The organism is Candidatus Palauibacter sp., assembly GCF_965222475.1.
Taxonomy (GTDB): domain Bacteria; phylum Gemmatimonadota; class Gemmatimonadetes; order Palauibacterales; family Palauibacteraceae; genus Palauibacter.
The window spans coordinates 567933-585623 of the sequence record NZ_CBDCUB010000001.1 but is presented as its reverse complement, the minus strand read 5'-3'; the positions used below and the strand labels follow the sequence as shown (position 1 = coordinate 585623).

16 protein-coding genes are annotated in these 17691 nt (G+C 69.0%); 6 read left to right on the top strand and 10 right to left on the bottom strand.

What is annotated here, in order from left to right:
- The first annotated feature begins 85 nt into the window (after window positions 1-85).
- From ACOQPP_RS02565 to ACOQPP_RS02540, 6 genes are all read left to right on the top strand, one after another.
- Entirely contained in the window at window positions 86-1702 is a 1617-nt protein-coding gene (locus ACOQPP_RS02565; RefSeq protein WP_420635810.1) for an N-acyl-D-amino-acid deacylase family protein, read from the top strand.
- Window positions 1703-1736: 34 nt separating this feature from the next.
- Window positions 1737-4943 (top strand): VPS10 domain-containing protein, encoded by a 3207-nt coding sequence (locus ACOQPP_RS02560; RefSeq protein ID WP_419165629.1) that lies wholly within the window; start codon window positions 1737-1739, stop codon window positions 4941-4943.
- 13 nt (window positions 4944-4956) lie between these two features.
- A complete protein-coding gene (locus ACOQPP_RS02555; RefSeq protein WP_419165628.1) occupies window positions 4957-5796 on the top strand; it encodes a DUF1295 domain-containing protein in 840 nt (279 codons plus the stop codon).
- A 123-nt stretch (window positions 5797-5919) separates the two neighbouring features.
- Window positions 5920-7206, top strand: a complete 1287-nt coding sequence (locus tag ACOQPP_RS02550; RefSeq protein ID WP_419165627.1) for a 6-bladed beta-propeller — start codon at window positions 5920-5922, stop codon at window positions 7204-7206.
- 265 nt (window positions 7207-7471) lie between these two features.
- Window positions 7472-8656, top strand: a complete 1185-nt coding sequence (locus tag ACOQPP_RS02545) for a 6-bladed beta-propeller (protein WP_419165626.1) — start codon at window positions 7472-7474, stop codon at window positions 8654-8656.
- 113 nt (window positions 8657-8769) lie between these two features.
- Window positions 8770-10095 (top strand): 6-bladed beta-propeller, encoded by a 1326-nt coding sequence (locus tag ACOQPP_RS02540; protein WP_419165625.1) that lies wholly within the window; start codon window positions 8770-8772, stop codon window positions 10093-10095.
- 63 nt (window positions 10096-10158) lie between these two features.
- Here the strand turns inward: ACOQPP_RS02540 and ACOQPP_RS02535 are convergent, their stop codons facing one another.
- The 10 genes from ACOQPP_RS02535 to ACOQPP_RS02490 form a co-directional block, all read right to left on the bottom strand.
- Window positions 10159-10497, bottom strand: a complete 339-nt coding sequence (locus tag ACOQPP_RS02535; RefSeq protein WP_419165624.1) for a DoxX family protein — start codon at window positions 10495-10497, stop codon at window positions 10159-10161.
- 158 nt (window positions 10498-10655) lie between these two features.
- Window positions 10656-10901: a DoxX family protein gene (locus tag ACOQPP_RS02530; RefSeq protein WP_419165623.1), complete on the bottom strand. Its 246-nt coding sequence runs from the start codon at window positions 10899-10901 to the stop codon at window positions 10656-10658.
- Entirely contained in the window at window positions 10898-11701 is an 804-nt protein-coding gene (locus tag ACOQPP_RS02525) for a hypothetical protein (protein WP_420635809.1), read from the bottom strand. The genes ACOQPP_RS02530 and ACOQPP_RS02525 overlap by 4 nt, the downstream gene beginning before the upstream one ends.
- A 29-nt stretch (window positions 11702-11730) precedes the next feature.
- Entirely contained in the window at window positions 11731-12510 is a 780-nt protein-coding gene (locus ACOQPP_RS02520; RefSeq protein WP_420635808.1) for a cyclase family protein, read from the bottom strand.
- Between the two features lie 20 nt (window positions 12511-12530).
- Window positions 12531-14003, bottom strand: a complete 1473-nt coding sequence (locus ACOQPP_RS02515) for a sodium:solute symporter family protein (protein WP_420635807.1) — start codon at window positions 14001-14003, stop codon at window positions 12531-12533.
- A complete protein-coding gene (locus ACOQPP_RS02510; protein WP_419165619.1) occupies window positions 14000-14251 on the bottom strand; it encodes a hypothetical protein in 252 nt (83 codons plus the stop codon). The genes ACOQPP_RS02515 and ACOQPP_RS02510 overlap by 4 nt, the downstream gene beginning before the upstream one ends.
- Window positions 14248-14934 carry a hypothetical protein gene (locus ACOQPP_RS02505; protein WP_419165618.1) on the bottom strand — a complete coding sequence of 229 codons (687 nt, stop codon included), beginning with the start codon at window positions 14932-14934 and terminating at the stop codon, window positions 14248-14250. The genes ACOQPP_RS02510 and ACOQPP_RS02505 overlap by 4 nt, the downstream gene beginning before the upstream one ends.
- 5 nt (window positions 14935-14939) lie before the next feature.
- Window positions 14940-16727 (bottom strand): M28 family peptidase, encoded by a 1788-nt coding sequence (locus tag ACOQPP_RS02500; protein WP_420635967.1) that lies wholly within the window; start codon window positions 16725-16727, stop codon window positions 14940-14942.
- A 71-nt stretch (window positions 16728-16798) separates the two neighbouring features.
- Window positions 16799-17218, bottom strand: a complete 420-nt coding sequence (locus ACOQPP_RS02495; RefSeq protein ID WP_419165617.1) for a BsuPI-related putative proteinase inhibitor — start codon at window positions 17216-17218, stop codon at window positions 16799-16801.
- Between the two features lie 14 nt (window positions 17219-17232).
- A complete protein-coding gene (locus tag ACOQPP_RS02490; RefSeq protein WP_420635806.1) occupies window positions 17233-17673 on the bottom strand; it encodes a GNAT family N-acetyltransferase in 441 nt (146 codons plus the stop codon).
- Window positions 17674-17691 lie beyond the last annotated feature (18 nt).

Sequence of the window (17691 nt, the reverse complement as noted above, 5' to 3'; positions counted from 1 at the left end):
GAGTGCCTCCGATGAGCGTGCCTGCGTGAGCTTTGCTTGTGCGGTTCCCATCCGGGCCGACAGATTCGATCGCATGCGATACAACATGCTTTTCCCGATCTCGTCCCGCTACGCCGGGCGGGCGTTCAGCGTCCTCTTCGCCTTGGCCCTCTTCGCCGGAGCTGTGTCCATGGCGCGGCCCGCCGCGGCGCAGAGCTACGACCTCATCATCCGCGGCGGCATCCTCGTCGATGGCTCCGGCGGACAGGCCCGAGCCGACGATGTCGCGGTCGATGGCGCGCGGATCGCAGCCGTGGGCGACCTCGGCGCGGCGACCGCCGACCGGGTGATCGACGCGACCGGCCGGCACGTCTTCCCCGGCTTCATCGACACGCACTCCCACGCCATGCCCGCGCTGCTCCGCGACGAACTGCGGACCGCCCGGCCGCTCCTCGCGCAGGGGATCACGACGATCTTCGCCAACCCCGACGGGGGAGGCACGGTCGACCTCGCCGACCAGCGGGCGCGGATCCGGGATCCCGGCGTGGGGGTCAATGTGGGCGCGTTCGTCGGGCACGGCAGCGTCCGCCGCGCGGTACTCGGCATGCAGGCGCGCGAGGCCACCGCTGAAGAACTCGACCGCATGCGGGCGATCGTCCGCGACGGCATGAGCGGCGGCGCATTCGGCCTCTCCTCCGGTCTCTACTATTCCCCCGGCTCGTACGCGCCCACGGGCGAGGTGGTCGAACTCGCGAAGGTGGCGGCGGAGTTCGGGGGCGTGTACCAGAGCCACATCCGCGACGAGTCGGACTATTCGATCGGCCTGCTCGGCGCCGTGGACGAAGTCATCGAGATCTCGCGGGGATCCGGGATCACGGGCGTCGTCACGCACATCAAGGCGCTCGGGCCCCGGGTGTGGGGCCAGTCCGCCGACGTCGTCCGCCACATCGAGGCCGCTCGGGCCGAAGGTCTCGCCGTCTACGCGGACCAGTACCCGTACGAGGCCTCGGGTACGAGCATCGTCGGGGCCCTCGTCCCGCGCTGGGCGCTCGCCGGCGAGGATGGGGCCCTCTACGCGCGCATGGAGAATCCGGAGGAGCGCGCCCGGCTCGTGGCGGACATGTGGGAGAACCTCGACCGCCGGGGTGGCGCCGACCGGCTCATGCTCCAGGGCGGACCCCACGGCGGCCGCATGCTCCAGGACGTGGCGGACGATCGCGGGATGGACGCGGTCGAAACCGCGCTCGCCCTCCTCGTGGAGGCCCGCGACGGAGGCGGCGGCACCGGACTCACCTCGTTCAACATGAACGACGAGGACATCGAGCGCCTCATGTCGCAGCCCTGGATGATGACCTCCTCCGATGGCTCGCTCTGGGTGCCGGGCGAAGGACACCCTCACCCGCGCGGGTTCGGCGCCTTCCCCCGCCGGATCCGGAAGTACGTCATGGAGGAAAGCGTCACAACGCTCGAACAGGCGATCCACGCGATGACCGCGCTCCCCGCCCGCATCTACGGGATCGAGGGCCGCGGCGTCATCGAGCCCGACGCGTTCGCGGACATCCTCGTCGTGGACCTCGACGGGTTCCGCGACACCACCACCTACGAAGACCCACACGGCCTCGCCGAAGGGGTCGAATACGCCCTCGTGAACGGGACGCTCGCGATCGATGCAGGCCGTTTCACGGACGCTCTGGCCGGCGAAGCGCTCGTCACGGCGCGCTGACCGTCCGGCCGACGGAAAGAAACCAGGAGTCACCATGCGATTCCCCGTTCCAGTGCCCGGCACACGGGCCGTTCTCGTCTCTCTCCTCGTGCCCGGGGCGCTCGTCGTCCCCGCGTCGTCCCTCGCCGCGCAGGACGGTGGGGCCGGCGGCGCCCTCCCGGCCGAGAGCGGACTCCCGGCCGGCGTTCAGGCGCCGGCCCCGACCGCGGACACCGTCGACCCGAGTCTCTTCGGCGGTCTCTCGTTCCGCTTCGTCGGCCCCTCGCGCGGCGGGCGGGTCACGGCGGTCGAGGGCCATCGCTCGCACCCCCACACCTTCTATCAGGGGGCGACGGGCGGCGGCGTGTGGAAGACGACGAACTATGGAATGAGCTGGGAAAATATCTCCGACGGATATTTCGCCTCCCCCTCCATCGGACACATAGAGGTGGCCGACTCGGACCCGAATATCATCTATGTGGGGACGGGTTCGGACGGGATCCGCTCGAACATCATCATCGGCAAGGGCGTCTACAAGTCCGCGGACGCGGGCGAGACGTGGGAACACGTCGGGCTCGAGGACGGGGGGCAGGTCGCTTCCGTGAAAGCCCACCCGGACAACCCTGATCTCGTCTACGCGGCCGCGATGGGAAACCCGTTCATCAACAATGAGACGCGCGGCGTCTATCGCTCGTCTAACGGCGGTCTCGACTGGGAGCGCATCCTCTTCACCTCGGACTCCGTCGGAGCGGTCGATCTCGAGTTTCATCCCGCGGACCCCAACGTCATCTACGCCGGGATGTGGCGGGCCCAGCGGCAGCCCTGGTCGATTATCTCGGGGTCGAGCGAGGAAGACGGAATCTGGAAGACGACGGACGGGGGCGACACCTGGCGCCGGGTCACGGCGGGGCTGCCGGACGGACTCATCGGCAAGGTGGACTTCTCGGTCTCGGCGGACATGCCCGACCGGGTCTACGCGCTTGTCGAGGCGCCGGAGCCGATCGAGGGCCTGTACCGGTCGGACGACGCGGGTGAGACGTGGGGGTTGATCAACGACGACCCGCGCAACCAGCTCATGCACCGGCCCTTCTACTTTACGAATGTCACCGCGGACCCCACGGACGGGAACGTCGTCTATGTCCTCAACCTTTCCACCTGGAAGTCGACGGACGGGGGCCGCACCTTCAGTACGATCCCGAACGTCCACGGGGACGATCACGACCTGTGGATCAATTCGGACGACTCGCGGATCATGGTCCACGGGAGCGACGGCGGGGGCGTCGTCACGCTGGACGGCGGGCAGACGTGGTCGCCGGTCAATAATCAGCCGACCGCCGAACTCTATCAGGTCGATGTGGACGACCGCTTCCCGTACTGGCTCTACGCGGGCCAGCAGGACGACTCCTATACGGTCTCCGTGCCCAGCCGGCAGCCGTCGTTGTCGGCCCCGGGCGGTCCGGATGCCTACTGGCGCTCGCCCGGCGGGTGCGAGACGGGACCCGCCGTGCCCAAACCGGGTGACCCGGACATCGTCTACGCGAACTGCAAGGGACGCTTCGGCGTCTATAACCAGCGCACGGGACAGGAGCAGCAGTACTACGTCGGCGCGGTGAACATCTACGGAACGAACCCCGCCAACCTGCCCTACCGGTTTCAGCGCGTGGTGCCGATCGAGGTCTCGCCGCACGACCCGGATCTGGTCTTCCACGGCTCCCAGTACGTGCACCGGACGACGAACGGCGGCCGCACCTGGGATCGGATCTCGCCCGACCTCACGGCGTTCCGCCCCGAGCGGCAGATGGTGTCGGGGGGGCCGATCACCCGCGACGCGACGGGCGAGGAGCACTACTCCACGCTGTACGTGATCGAGGCGTCGCCGCACGACCCGGACGTGATCTGGGCGGGGGCGAATGACGGCCCCGTGCATGTGACGATGGACGGCGGGGAGTCGTGGGAGAACGTGACGCCGCCCGACATGCCGGCGGAGGGCCGCATGAACTCGATCGACATCTCGCGCCACGACCCGGACAAGGTCTACGTGGCGGGCTACCGTCTCCTGCTCGGCGACTTCCGGCCCTACGTCTACCGCACCGAGGACGCGGGCGAGACGTGGACGCTGCTCGCGGACGGGACGAACGGGATCCCGGCCGACTTCCCGGTGCGGGTCGTGCGCGAGGATCCGGACCGCGAGGGGCTCCTCTACGCGGGGACGGAGTTCGGGCTCTTCATCTCGTTCGACGACGGGGCGACGTGGCAGTCGTTCCAGCTCGATCTTCCGGTGACGCCGGTGACGGACATCGAGGTGTACCGGCAGGATCTCGCGCTCTCGACGATGGGCCGGGGGTTCTGGGTTCTCGATGACGTCACGCCGCTGCACGAGATCGACGCGGACGGGACGGTCGCCGGGGCGGGCTCGGTCCATCTGTTCGACGGGCGGCCGCAGTACCGGACGCGACCGGGACGGAACTCGGGCTTCGAGTGGTCCTCGAACACGGCGCGGCCTCAGTACCGCGGCGGCGGCGCGGACATCAGCTACTGGATCTCACCCGATCCGGGCCCGGACGAGGCGGTGCAGATCGAGGTCCTCGACGCGGACGGTGACGTGATCCGTTCGTATGCCAGCGGCGCGGGCGGCGGCGCGGGCCGGGCGGGAGGGCCGGCGATGCAGCGCATGGCCCCACGCGGCGGCGGCATGGCTGCGGTCTCGAGCGCCCCCGGCATGCACCGGCTGCGGTGGGATATGCGCTCGCAGGGAGAGGGCCGCGGCGGGCCGATCGTGCCGCCGGGCAACTACACGGTTCGCCTCTCGGCGGGGAACGCGACGGCCGAGACCGGGCTCGAACTGCGGATCGATCCGCGGGTCGCGGCCGAGGGAGTGACCGTCGCCGACCTCGAGGAGCAGTACCGCTTCAACCTCGCCGTGCGGGAGACGCAGGCGGCGGCCCGAGAGGTCGCGAACGGCATCGACGACCTGCGCGAGCGCATCGCGGAGGGGCGCGCGGACGCCGGGGGCGGCGGAAACCGTACGCTCGACGAACTGGCGGCGGACCTCGAGGCGCTGGACGCGCAGGTGAACGACGCGGAGGGCAGCTATCCCCGGCCCATGCTGCTGAGTCAGCTCAACTACCTCGCGGGCATGACGTCCCGGGCCGACCAGGCGCCCGGCGCGGACGCCTACGCGCGCCACGAGGAACTTCAGGAGGAGGTGCGGGCGGTCGCCGAGCAGTTGCAGGCGCTCGTCCGCCGCCTGAGCGCGACGTGAGCGGGATCCCCACGTGAACTTGATCCCGCACCCGTTGACGGGGACGCCGTTCGGCACCGCGCTCGACCTGTGCCTGATCCTCGCCGCCCTGGCGTGGCTGGTGTCGGTCCTGACGCGCGACTACTCCTGGGTGGACCGCCTGTGGACGCTGTGTCCGCCCGTGTACTGCGTGATGGTGGCCGCCGCGCTCGATTTCGGCTCGCGGCGCGTGAACCTGATGACCCTGCTCATCGTCCTCTGGGCGGCGCGCCTGACCTTCAACGCCGTGCGCAAGGGGGCCTTCCGGCCGGGTCACGTGGACTACCGCTGGATCGCCGTCCGTGAGAAGCTCGGGCCGGTCAGGTTTCAGCTTCTGAACGTCACCTTCGTCAGCTTCGGGCAGATGCTGCTGATCTGGCTGTTCACCTCCCCGGTGCACCAGGCCGCGCAGTGGAACGAGACCCCGCTCGGCTGGCTGGATTTCACGGCAGCCGCGTTGTTCCTCGCCCTGTTCGTCGGTGAAGCCGTGGCCGACGAGCAGATGTGGCGCTTCCAGCAGGACAAGAAACGGCGGATCGCGGCCGGGGAAGAGGTCGCGCAACCCTTCATGACGTCCGGGCTGTTCCGCTATTGCCGCCATCCGAACTACTTCTGCGAGTTGGGCATGTGGTGGGTTCTCTACCTGTTCGCCGTCTCGGCCTCCGGGGAGTGGATCCACTGGACGGGTTTGGGCTTCATCCTGCTCACGGCGCTGCTCATCCCGTCGATGCGCCTCACCGAGTCGATCTCCGCGGAGAAATACCCTGCCTATCGGGAATACCAGGCGAGCACGCCGGCGCTCATCCCCGGACTCGAACTCGGAAAGACGCGCTAGCCCGCCGCCTCTAGCGGATCAAGGACAACCAACCACGCAGCTTCGTCTGTCCCAGAAACGTCCGACCGGTGCCGGGAGATCCTTCCGGGCGTCGAGGTCGCCCCTGTACGGTGAGGTGGCACCATGCATCGTGCTCACGGCCGCATCTGTCGGGTGGCCTTGGTCCCGCTCTCGCTCGCCGCAGCGGGCCCGGGCGGCGGCCCCGTCGCGGCGCAGGTCGCCGACACTGACAGGCCCATCTCCCCCGCTGTCGAAACAATCTTTACTGTCGGAGTGGTCGAAGGCGCCGCGTGGGAGATGTTCGGCCACATCTCGGATGTCGCATTCGACGCCGACGGCACGCTGTTCATCCTCGATGACCTCGCCGGGCACATCGTGGTCATCGATTCCGCCGGCGACTTCGTCCGAACGATCTCGCGCAATGGGGACGGGCCCGGCGAGCTTGGCCAGCCGATCGCACTTGTTGTCTTCGGCGACGGCCGGATCGGCGTCAACGATCTCGCGAAGCGGGGCCTGCAGCTCTTCAGCCGTGACGGTGACTTTCTGGATGCCGTCCCGTTCAGCGTCGCCGAGGGCATGCCCGGATCGCCGACCTACGCCCTGCCGGACCACAGCCTCCTCTCACCCGAACTGATCGGGGTCTCGGTCTCCACCATGATTGGAGCGGACGAGGGTCGGCCGATCACGCGCTTCCGCCTCGACGGGACCCGCGAGGTATTCTACGCCGCCTGGGACGACCCGCCTCCAGCGGCGCTCGAGAGCGGGGCGAGGGAGCAGGTGGCCAGGGTCGTGGCGAGTCCGATGGAGGCGTTCCGTCCGCCCTTGAGCCTCGGTGTGCTCCGGGATGGCCGCATCGCGCTGGTCGATTCGATCGGATATCGGATCAAGCTTCTGGATTCGTCGGGTCGGGTGATGGACGTCCTTGAACGGCCCCTGACGCCGATCGGCGTGACCGAGCAGATACGCGCGGCGGAGCGCGCTCGGCGGATCGCTGCGCTGAGATCGCAGGATGGGAGCGTGCCCGTATCCGTCCAGCAAGTCGGCGGGCGCCCCGGCGATGTCAGTCCGGAGGCGATGCGGGACGCGCTGCGGGAGGCGATGCGCCGGGCGGAAGATCGCATCCGCGATATGATCTTTCTCGAGGAGATTCCGGTCATCGCGAGCATCGCCGTGGACCGGAGCGACCGCATTTGGGTTCAGCGAACGGCGCTTGCGGGCGAGACCGGCCCGACGGACGTCCTCACGGCGGACGGGCGATACCTCGGCACCATCCCCTCGGATGGCCTGCGAATCCCTGCCGCATTTGGACCGGACGGGCTGCTGGCGTACGTCGAACGGGACGCCTTCGACGTCCAGCGCGTCCGGGTCATCCGCCTCGCCGATGGCAGACTCCTGGAGAGCGGACGGTAGGATCCCGTCGTGGGACTTTTCGTGCTACTAACCGAATAGTAGCTTCTGCTCCATCCCGGGATTGCCGACTGTCGCACGATTCAGCCATGGAGCGGAGCCCATGCGGTTGCCTGATCCCTCCCACGGTCTGGCCGCCATGGGCCCACCAACCCCTCGGGTGGGTCTAACCGCGATACTCCTCTGCACCGGTTGCGGGGTCGATTCCGGCGATGGTTCGCCTGGTTCGGCAGGGCTCGACAGTCCCGATTTCTCCATCGAGCCAGCCGTGGAGGCCGTCTACACCGTGGGCGCCGTCGTGGGCGAACCGTGGGAGACCTTCGGGAGCGTATCGAGCCTCGCGTTCGATGCCGACGGTACCCTGTTCATCCTCGACGAGGGGGCCGGGCACATCGTCGTGATCGACACTGCGGGCCGGTATGTGCGGACAGTCTCGAACGAGGGCGAGGGACCCGGGGAGTTGGGCCGGCCCGCAGGTCTGGCCGTGTTTTCCGACGGACGAATCGGCGTCATGGACTACGCGAAGGTCAGGCTGCAGCTGTTCAGTCGCGACGGCGCTTTCCTGGAAGGGATCCGATTCGCGACCGAGGAGGGGATCCCGGGGGCCCCCTTCCATGCGCTGCCCGACCATAGCGTCGTGACGGCTGAGGTCTTTCGCCGCTCCGTGGAGGAGGATGGATCCGGCGAAGTCCGGCCCATCATGCGCTTCCGACCTGACGGGAGCGGCGAGCTGCTCTACGGGGCCTGGCCCGGCCCTCCGATTGACGACACACGACTCGAAGACCTGGAATCCGGGGCGATCTTCCTGCAGATGCGCCCGATCCAGGCCTTTCCGCCTCCGCTCGAACTTGGCGCGCTGCGGGATGGCCGAGTCGTCATCGTCGACTCGGTCGGATACCGGATCAAGATCCTCGCCCCGGCTGGCCCGGCAGGAGAAGCGGTCACCACGTTCGAGCGCCCTCTGGTTCCGGCCGAGGTCACGCCACGGGTCCGCGATGCCGAACGCGAACGGCGGCTTGCGTTGCTGGATTCCGAGGAAGTGTCCCAGGACGTGCTTATGGAGGGCATTGCCACGGTGTTCATCCGGCCCCCGAGCGGATCCTCCGGTCCACCCGATCCAGCGGCCCTGGAAGCGTCCCTGCGCGACACGTACCGGCGGCAGGTCGGAAACATGGTGTTCCCCGAGGAAGTGCCGGTCATCGCGAGGGTCGCCGTGGACTGGAGCGACCGGATCTGGGTCCAGCGCACGGCGCTTCCCGGCGAACCGGGTCCCACCGACATTCTCGCCGCAGATGGACGCTACCTGGGAACGATCGCGCCCGAGGGCCCGCGGATCCCCGCTGCGTTCGGGCCGGGCGGCCTGCTGGCCTACATTGAGACCGATGAACTCGGCGTCCAGCGCGTCCGCGTGGTCCGGCTCGCGGCGGGCGCACTGCTGGAGGGCGCCCCATGATGCCGGCCGTGGACAACCGTTGCCCCGGCCTCCACTGTCACACCCGATGTCCGGCCCGCGCCCGGATTCGTCGCCGTCACCGGCGTCGCCCCCGTCACATGGAAGGAAGCCTCATGCGCAACATCCGCAACCGCACGCGTCACGTCGTCCTTATCGCCTCTCCGCTTGCGGCCGCTGGTTGCGGCGGGGACGGGGATCCCGCCACCGCCGGGCTCGACAGCCCCGACATCCCCCTCCAGCCCGGCGTGGAGGAGGTCTATACCGTGGGTGTATTGGATGGCGCCGCGTGGGAGATGTTCGGCAGCGTGAGTGGCGTCGCCTTCGGGGAAGACGGCTCGCTCTTCATCCTCGACAATGACGCGGGGCACGTCGTCGTCGTCGATCCGGCGGGCCAGTTCGTGCGCACGATCTCCAACAAGGGCGAGGGGCCCGGGGAACTCAACCAGGCGGTGGGACTGGCGGTGCTCGGCGATGGGCGCATCGCCGTCAACGACATGAATCGGGGGATAAAGGTCTTCAGCCGCGAGGGTGAATCACTCCAGGAGGCCGGTTTCACCTTCCAGACCGGGATGCCCGGCCCGCGGATGTTCGCCATGCCGGACCACAGCCTCCTCTCCGCGGGGATGGTCACCCGTTCGTTCGGCGCGCTCCTGGGAGGGGAGGAGGAAGAGGAGGAGCCGGAAGGCCGACCCATCGGCCGGTATCGGCTCGACGGGACGCAGGACGAATTCCACTCGGCCTGGGCAGGGCCGCCCGTCGAGGACACCGACGCGCAGGCCGGAGACGTGCGGATCATCATGTCGGGGATGGAGGCCTTCCCCCTTCCCCTGAGCTTCGGCGTACTCCGGGATGGCCGCGTCGTCCTGGCCGATTCGGTCGGCTATCGGGTCAAGATCCTCGATGGCTCGGGGGAGGCGACGGGCACGCTCGAGCGGCCCATCCCGCCGGTCGCCGTGACCGACGAGGTCCGGGATGCGGAGCGCGAACGCCGGCTCGCCGCCCTGGCCGAGGGCGGGAGCGGAGGAGGAGGGGGCGGAGGCGCGACCACCATGATTATCTCGGGCACGGTTTCGGCCGGAGCGGGCGGCGGACGCCCGAGCGGTCCCGACCCGGACGCGATGCGCCGCATGCGGGAAGATCGGATCGAGAACATGGCCTTCCCGGAGGAGGTCCCGGTCATTTCGAGACTGGCGGTGGACTGGAGCGACCGCATCTGGGTCCAGCGCTCGGCCCTGATGGGAGAGCCCGGTCCCACGGACATTCTCACCGCGGACGGGCAGTACTTCGGCACCATCGCCCCCGACGGACTCCGTATTCCGGCCGCGTTCGGGCCGGATGGCCTGCTGGCCTACATCGACCGGGACGAACTCGACATTCAGCGCGTCCGCGTGGTCCGGCTCGTCGGCGACCAGCTGCTGGAGACCGCCGACATCAACTGAAGCCGTTCCGGGACAGTGCCGGGGGGTTCCCGCGGGAACCCCTGCGCCGAGCCGCGGCGGTTTCTACCGCGACTTCTTCGCCACGAAGAGCGCGAGCAGCAGCGCCACGGCCGGGACCACGGAATTCGCCGCCGTGCCCGCCCTCACGAGGGTGTAGATCGCGCCCGCCATGATCGGGATCACGGCGACGGCCGCCAGGAACCGCGTGCTCTGCCGCAGGAACGCGACCCCCGCCAGCACTTCGGCGACGCCGATCAGGTACTGGAACCAGGCGGGGTATCCCCACATGGCGAACTGATCGACCATCATCCCGGCGACCTTCATGCCGCCGTTAAGAAGGAAGAGCAGTGCCAGAAGGATCGACGCCACCTTTACGGCCTTGCCTGCGTTTCCGTCGGTCACCACTGAGCGCTCCTCCCGTTGGGGTACGTGGCCCGGCTCCGGGCCGCTTCATGAACCTTGATTCGTCCTTCGTCCATGGCCAGACCGCCGGCTTCGACGTTCCCGCGGGAACGTCCCGGTTCGCGTCGGGAACTTTTCTCAGGCCCGACGAGATGCCTTCAGACGAAGAGCGCGAGCAGCAGCCACACCAGCGGCACGGCGATCTGCGCGAATTCGCCCTCACGCCCCAACGTGAAGATGGCCCCGACCATCAAGAGGATCACGAGAATCGCGCCGTAGAAACGGCTGACCCTCCCGAACAGGAGGAGGCCGGCCACGACCTCCACTGCGCCGACCACGTACTGCAACAAGGCCGGATACCCGAAGGCCGCGTACGCCTCTACCCGCAGGCCCGCCAGCTTCAACGCGGGCCGCTGGCGCGTCTCCTGCCGAAGTTCTGCGCGCGCCGGGTCGAGCGTTCGCACCGCAGGAAGCACGCCCTCTCATCCGACGCCTCCTCGCTCCCTTCGTCGTCCGCCCCGCCGACGCGGCTGAGAGAGAGCGAATCGGTCATCAGGTCGGCGGCGGCCAGGCGCAGGCCCAACCACCTCAGCAGAAGATCCGGGTCCTGCGGCGACTCCGGCGAGTCGTCAGCCAACCACTCTTCCTGGATCGCCTCCCATTCCGTCCACAGGGTCGCCCCCAACCCCTCATTGCAGGCGGCGATCACTTCGTCTCGCAGGGATCCGGGCTCGTATGGTCCCCGTCTCGTGTCCCAGTGCAGGAAGCCGGCGAGGAAACCTGTCATGATCCAGTATCGGTGAGCGTCGCCCTCTTCCCGGGCCTGCCGCGTCTCGTTCAGGACAGCGAGGACCTGCAGATAGCCCGCATCCCAGTCGAGAGCATCCTGCGCGGAAGCTCCCCCATCCGCGTCCTCGCCCGAGCGCAGCCTCGACTCGACCAGGCTCCGAACCTGGCGGAGCCTGTCCAGATCCTCCGCCTCGGCAGCGTCCGAGATCTCGTCGAAGAGGGCCCCCGAGTTCGTTCCCGGGAAATGGGCGGAAAAGGCGATCCCTCCCGCTTCTCCGAGGCGGAAAGTCCCCTGCCGCTCGGCACCGTCGTCATCAGGATCCGCAGCCGACACCCGCCCCAGCCGGAAGATGGCCTCGTCCAGCGCCTCCAGGACCTTTCGGTAAGCGGATCGCTGCCGCTCGGCACGGTCCATCGTGCGATCTCCCTCCCCGTTGCCCGCCGCTACGCCGGGGCCAGGGCGATGACGCGCAGCGGGCTCCCGCTCCCCTCGACGATCTTCAGGGGGGCGGCGATCGCCACGGCGCCCGTCGGGGGCAGTTGGTCGAGGTTGCACAGGCTCGCGAGTCCGAACCTCCCCGCCCCGTGCATGGTCCCGTGGTTGGGAAACGGCGGATCGAACGTCCCCGCCTGACCCGCGTCCGTCCCGACCGTCTCCACGCCGACCCCGAGCACCGCGCGGTCATGGGCCAGCAGGGCCGACGTCTCCTGGCGAAAGCCGGGCGAGTGCGGCCCGTCCTCCCCCACGTTGAGGAACGCCTCCTTCCCGTCGCGCCGGCTCCAGCCCGTGCGCAGGAAGACCCAGGCCCCCTCCGGCACCCGCCCGTGCTCCGCCTCCCACGCCTCGAGCGCCGCCGGAGTGAGGAGGAAATCGGGGTCCGCCTCAACCTCCGCTTCCACGTCGATCACGCATGCCGGCCCGACGAACTTCCGCGGCGGGATCGTGTCCGTCGTCCCGTTGGGGAGGTCCTTCCCGGTGATCCAGTGGATCGGGGCGTCGAAGTGCGTCCCCGTGTGTTCGCCGAGCGTGAGGTTGTTCCAGTACCAGGCGGGGCCGTCGTCGTCATACCTCGAGATCCGCTCGATCGTCACCCCCTTCGAGGACGCGAACATGGGCGGCAGATCGATGACGACGGTATCCGGGCCGAGGGGGATCGTGAGATCGACCACCCGCACCGTTCCGGCGTTCAGTTCTTCAACGAGTCGTGTAAGTACATCGGACATCAGGCGTTTCTCCTCTTTTCCTAATGTTTTTTCTTCCGTGCCTTCTCTTGCTCCGCGAAGAACACTTCCAGCTTCTGGCCGGGATTCGGTTTCGTCAGCTTCGAGACGACGATGAACAGCACGAGACTGACCGCGACGCCCGGTTCGACGGAATCGATCCCGTACAGGGGGAAGTAATGCTCCTGGAAGAACAGCGTCCAGACGAGACACGCCAGGAACCCCCCGATCATGGCCGCGACCGCCCCCTTCGCCGTGCCTCCCCTCCAGTTGAGGCCGATGACGATGGGGACGAAGAAGAAGGAGGCGATGAACTTCGCCTGCTCGAGGACGATCCCCTGCACGTCCCCCAGTTTCTGGAGCGCGAAGTAGAGCGGGATGATGGAGAGGACGACGATCGCCACCCGGTTCGCGTTCACGAGGTGTTTCTGGCTCGCGCCGGGCCGGATGAACTTCCCGTACAGGTCGTGGGCGACGCCGGCGCCGGTCACGAGGAGGACGGAGTTCACCGTGGACATGATCGCGGAGAGCATCGCGACGAGGAGCAGCGCCCCGACCACCGGAGGCAGCACGTGGAGCGCCATCGTCGCCGTCGCCTGGTCCTGGGACGGGAGGTTCGGGAACAGCACCCGCGTAAGCATGCCGATCGACATGATGGAGGTCGCGATCACTACCTGGAACCCGATCGCGATGAAGATCGCGCGGCGCACGGTGCGCTCGTCCCGCATCGAGTAGAAGCGGGTGAGTTCGTAGGGGGCGGCGGCGATCGAGAGGCCGAACGCGATCGCGAACGCGAGCAACTCCCGGGGTCTGTAGTACCAGCCCACCAGGCGATCGTCGAGCGTGTCGAGGAAGCCGAGCGAACGCTGGACCGCCGCGAGCGGATCTCCGCCCCCGACCTGGTTGAGGAGCACGGGGACCGCGACGACCAGCGCCGCCATCATGATCATCGTCTGCAGGAAGTCGATGTACGAACTGGAGCGGACCCCGCCGAGGAGAGTGTACAGCGCGGTCGAGGCTACGATAATGAGCATCGCGGTGAGCGGGCGGATCCCGAACACGACCTCCGCCACCTCGCCGCCGGCCTGGAACTGGGCCACGAGGTAGATCGTGTAGGCGACGACGATGAGGACGCCCGCGAGCGCGCCGGCCAGCGGACTTCCGAAGCGGGCCGAGATGTAGTCCGGGACGGTGAGCGCGCCGAGGCGCCGGAGCTTGGGGGCGACGAAGAAGGCGCAGACGAGCCACCCGGTCCACAGTCCGAGCCAGGGGAAGACCCACGAGACGCCGGCCAGATAGTGACGGCCGGCCGTGCCGACGAAGGTGCCGGCCGAGATCTGGGTGGCCGCGAGGACGGCCCCGCCGACGATGGGGCCGATCGAGCGGCCCGCAGCGAGGAAGTCGACCTCGGTCTCGGTCCGGAAGTAGCTCCAGATCGAGATGCCCATGATGACGGCGATGTACACCCCGAGGACGACGAAGAAGACGCCGCTCATCCGGGGTCTTCGCCTGAGTCCGAGGTCCCGGACGCCGAACGCGGAGCGGCATCCTCTCCGGCGCCGTGGCTTGCGGGTCGCGCGGCGGACCCGTCCGCGGACGGCGACCTCTCGCGTTCCGAGCGCTGGCCCACGACTTCGGCCCAGCGCCGGTCGAGTTCGTCGTCTCTGTTCACGGCCGACCGGAACAGGAAGACCATCGTGAGGCCCAGGGCAAAGAAGCCCGCCGCGATCAGGATGATCGTCATCGGCCGGATTCGCTGCCCTCGCGGCGGACTCGCGCGTTCCGCCACGTCCAGATCGCGGCGCTCAGCAGCAGCGCGAGGACCACCAGGTCGGCGACGCGCGCGAACGAGAGCGCGCCGCCGCGCGACAGCCGGAGCAGCCCCGGCACGCTCGACAGGGTGGCCGTAACGGCGCCCTCGCCGGCCCGGGTGAAGCGCGGCAGGCTCGTCGACAGGTCAAGCCCGTCGAGCGCGGCCGGATCGCCCTCCACGCGGATGAGCCACGGTTCGGCGGCCTTGTGCACGACGGTCTGCTCGGCCCGCCCCCCCGCCACGAAGAGGGGAATCCGGTCCAGCCGCCCGCGCACCGTGTAGTTGATGACGACGGGGGCCGCGGATGCGACATCGATCCGGTAGGCCCAGCCCTCCGGGGTCGGAGCGACCTCGATGCCGGCGATGGGCTCGCCGTCCTGCGTCGCCCCGGTCAGCGACAGCGTCTGCTCGTCGAGCCGCATGGCGACGGCCCGCACGGCGCCGCTGTCCGGCATCAGGCTTTGCCGCACGTGGGCCGCGTCGGTACGCAGTTCGACGAACACGGTGTCCGTCGTCTGTGCCGCCGCCGGGGCCGCGATCAGCAGCCCGGCCAGCGCCGTGAGCGCCGCCGCGAGGGTACGCAGCCCCGCCGGTCGCGCCCCGGTGCGTCGCACGCGCGTCAGCCCGCGGCCCCGGATGCCGCCAGCCGTGTCTGGACGCGGCGCACTGCCCGCGCGGCCTCGAAGAACCCGTTGGCCACGTGGTTCGCCTCGCGGCGCAGCTCATTCTGCAGGAAGGGGAGCAGCTCCGACCCCGCCTCGGCGAGGCTCGACAGCTCCCCGACACGGGCCAGCCGCGGGATCGGCGTCCGGGGCAGCGCCGGGTCGTGGTCGAACGGCCCACCCTCCGAGTAGCCGATCGGCACCAGGATGCGGGAGAGTTCCATGAGCAGTGCGTTCAGGGCGTCCACGTCGCCGTCCGCCTCCGAGCCATCGAGGTCCAGGTACTCGATCGTCGCGTAGAGATCGCCGAGTGCAGCCGCGAGGTCGTCAAGCTCGCCCCGCACCTCGCCCAGATCGAGCTGTCCACCCCCCGCCTCCACGTAGCCGTCGACGAAGCCCGACAGTTCCGCCGCTGTCTCCCGGAAATCGTACGGCAGCACCCGCGCGTTCAGGACCCGCGCGATCGACGCCACGTAGACGCCGAGGTCGCGCTCGAGGTTCGCGCGCTCGGCCACGTCCATCACGTCGTCTTCCGTGTGCCACGCGATGTTGCCGCCGCACCCGCCGGTCGGATAGAAGCCCAGCGCCTCGCGCTCGTCGGCTGGAATGTTCGAGAGCAGCATGTAGAACGACGTGAGCCCGATCTGATTGAACGAATAGTCGCCCGCCCGCAGCGGCCGCAGTCGCTTCGCGGTCTTCCCGGTCACGTCGGCGATCGCCCGCGCGCAGAGCGGCCCCGCCTCGGCCATCCACATCACGTCGTCGTACTCCGTCGCGTGCCAGCAGCCGGGGGAGTCGATGTTGATCGCCCCCACGCAGCGCTTGCGCAGGTCGAGCGCGTGGGCGTCGGCATACCAGGTCGAGCCGCCGTAGCGCCCGGTCGAGTGCGCCGGCCACCAGGCGATGCGCAACGACCGCTTCAGGCTCTCCGCCTGAGCGTGGAAGATCCGCGCGAGTTCGAGCAGCGTCGCGTCCCCCACCGCGTTGTCTCCGATCCCGACGTCCCACGAGTCGTAGTGCCCGTGCACGAGCATGAACTCGTCCGAGGCCCCGGGGATGTGGGCCACGGGAAGCTTGCACGGATACCAGCCCTCCTCCGTCCGGACCTCGATCCGCACGCGCTCGCCGGCGGCCGCCTTCAGGCGCTCTCCGTCCGGGTTGTTCAAGGCTGCGACCGGCGTCGAGGGCTTCGACGGCAGGTTCCGGGTGGTCGGTGTCCCCCAGATGGATGTGCAGATCCCCCAGTGGATGTTCGTCCCCGGGTTGATGAAGACCTGGCCCGCCGCCCCCGCCTCTTCGAAGGCCGACACCATGCCGGGCATCGCGTAGCCCTCGCTGAGCACTATCTTGCCGGCCACATCGGGCAGGTCGCCGCCGAGCCGTCGGGCGAACAGGTCCCGCTGGCCCGTCGCGGCCGCCGCGGGGACGTACACGAGTTCCGCCTCCAGCCCTCCGTCGGGCGTCGGCACGGCGAACGACGGCGGCTTGGCCCGCATCGAGCCCCCGCTCCATTCGACCGAGGACTCGCGGGGGAGCGAGAGAAAGAGGTCGGGCTCGTGCATCTCGAACGGCACGCCCATCCGGGTCAACTCGGCGGCGATGTATTCGGCCGCGACGTGTTCGTCCTCGCTCCCGGACTCGCGCACCAGCGTCGAGAACCGCTCGAGCATCGCCCAGCCCGCGTCGAAGGAGACCGAATCCAGGAGGTCGGGTTCGAGCGCGGCGGGACCCGCGGCCAGCGTCATCTCATTCAATGTGTGTCGATCTCCTTCTCTTCGTGTCGTGCTCTTCTTCTCGTGCAAGGTCGGCAGGACTCCTACGGGACCACGGTGAGGGTGCCCTCGACGGTGTGCGGCGCCACCGTAGTGAGCGTGGCCACCACGCGGTAGACGCCGGCCGGCAACCCGCTCTCGATTCGTGCGGTCCAGCGCAGCGAGGCCCCGGGCTCGAGCGTCTCCCGGCCCAGCATCTGGGCGAAGAACATGCCCTCGGCCCAACGCCAGACGGAGGCGCCGTGCTCCGAGAACACCTCGAAGTCGTAGCGCTGCCCGTCGGGGAAGTCGAGGACGAGCGGAGCTTCGCCATCGTTGGTGGCGGTCAGCTCCAGGGCGATGGGCGTGCCGGCGGTCGGGGGTGCCTCTCCCAGCGACAGAGCCAGGCGCAGATCCTGCGTGGAGAGCGCGGCCATCAGGCACGCCAGCGGCACGAAGGCGGGAAACGTAAGTCCGGTGCGCACCCGGCCAGCCGAGCTCAGACCCGCAACTCGTAGTGGTGGGTGCCGTCCAGTTCCCAGCCGAGGTCCTCGTACAACGTCTTCGCGGGCGCGTTGTGGGACTCGGTCTCGAGAATCAGGCCCTTGGCTCCGGTCTCGACCGCGAGTTGCCGCGCTCGCTCCATGAGGGCGCGCCCTACCCCGGTCTTCCTCGCTTCCGGCACGACGAAGAGGTCGTTGAGGATCCAGAGCCGCTTCATCGAGACCGAGGAAAAGGAGGGGAAGAGCTGCACGAAACCCACCGCCCTTCCCTTCGGGGTCTCCGCCACGAAGACGCGCGACTCTCCGGCGCCGAGGCGCTCGGCGAGGAACCGGCGCGCGCCCTCCGGATCCGACGGTTGCCGGTAGAACTGTCGGTAGCCGTCGAACAGGGGCGCGAGCCGGCCGATGTCCTCGAGTGCCGCTTCCCTGACGATCACGCCGGGCGCGAGGATCGA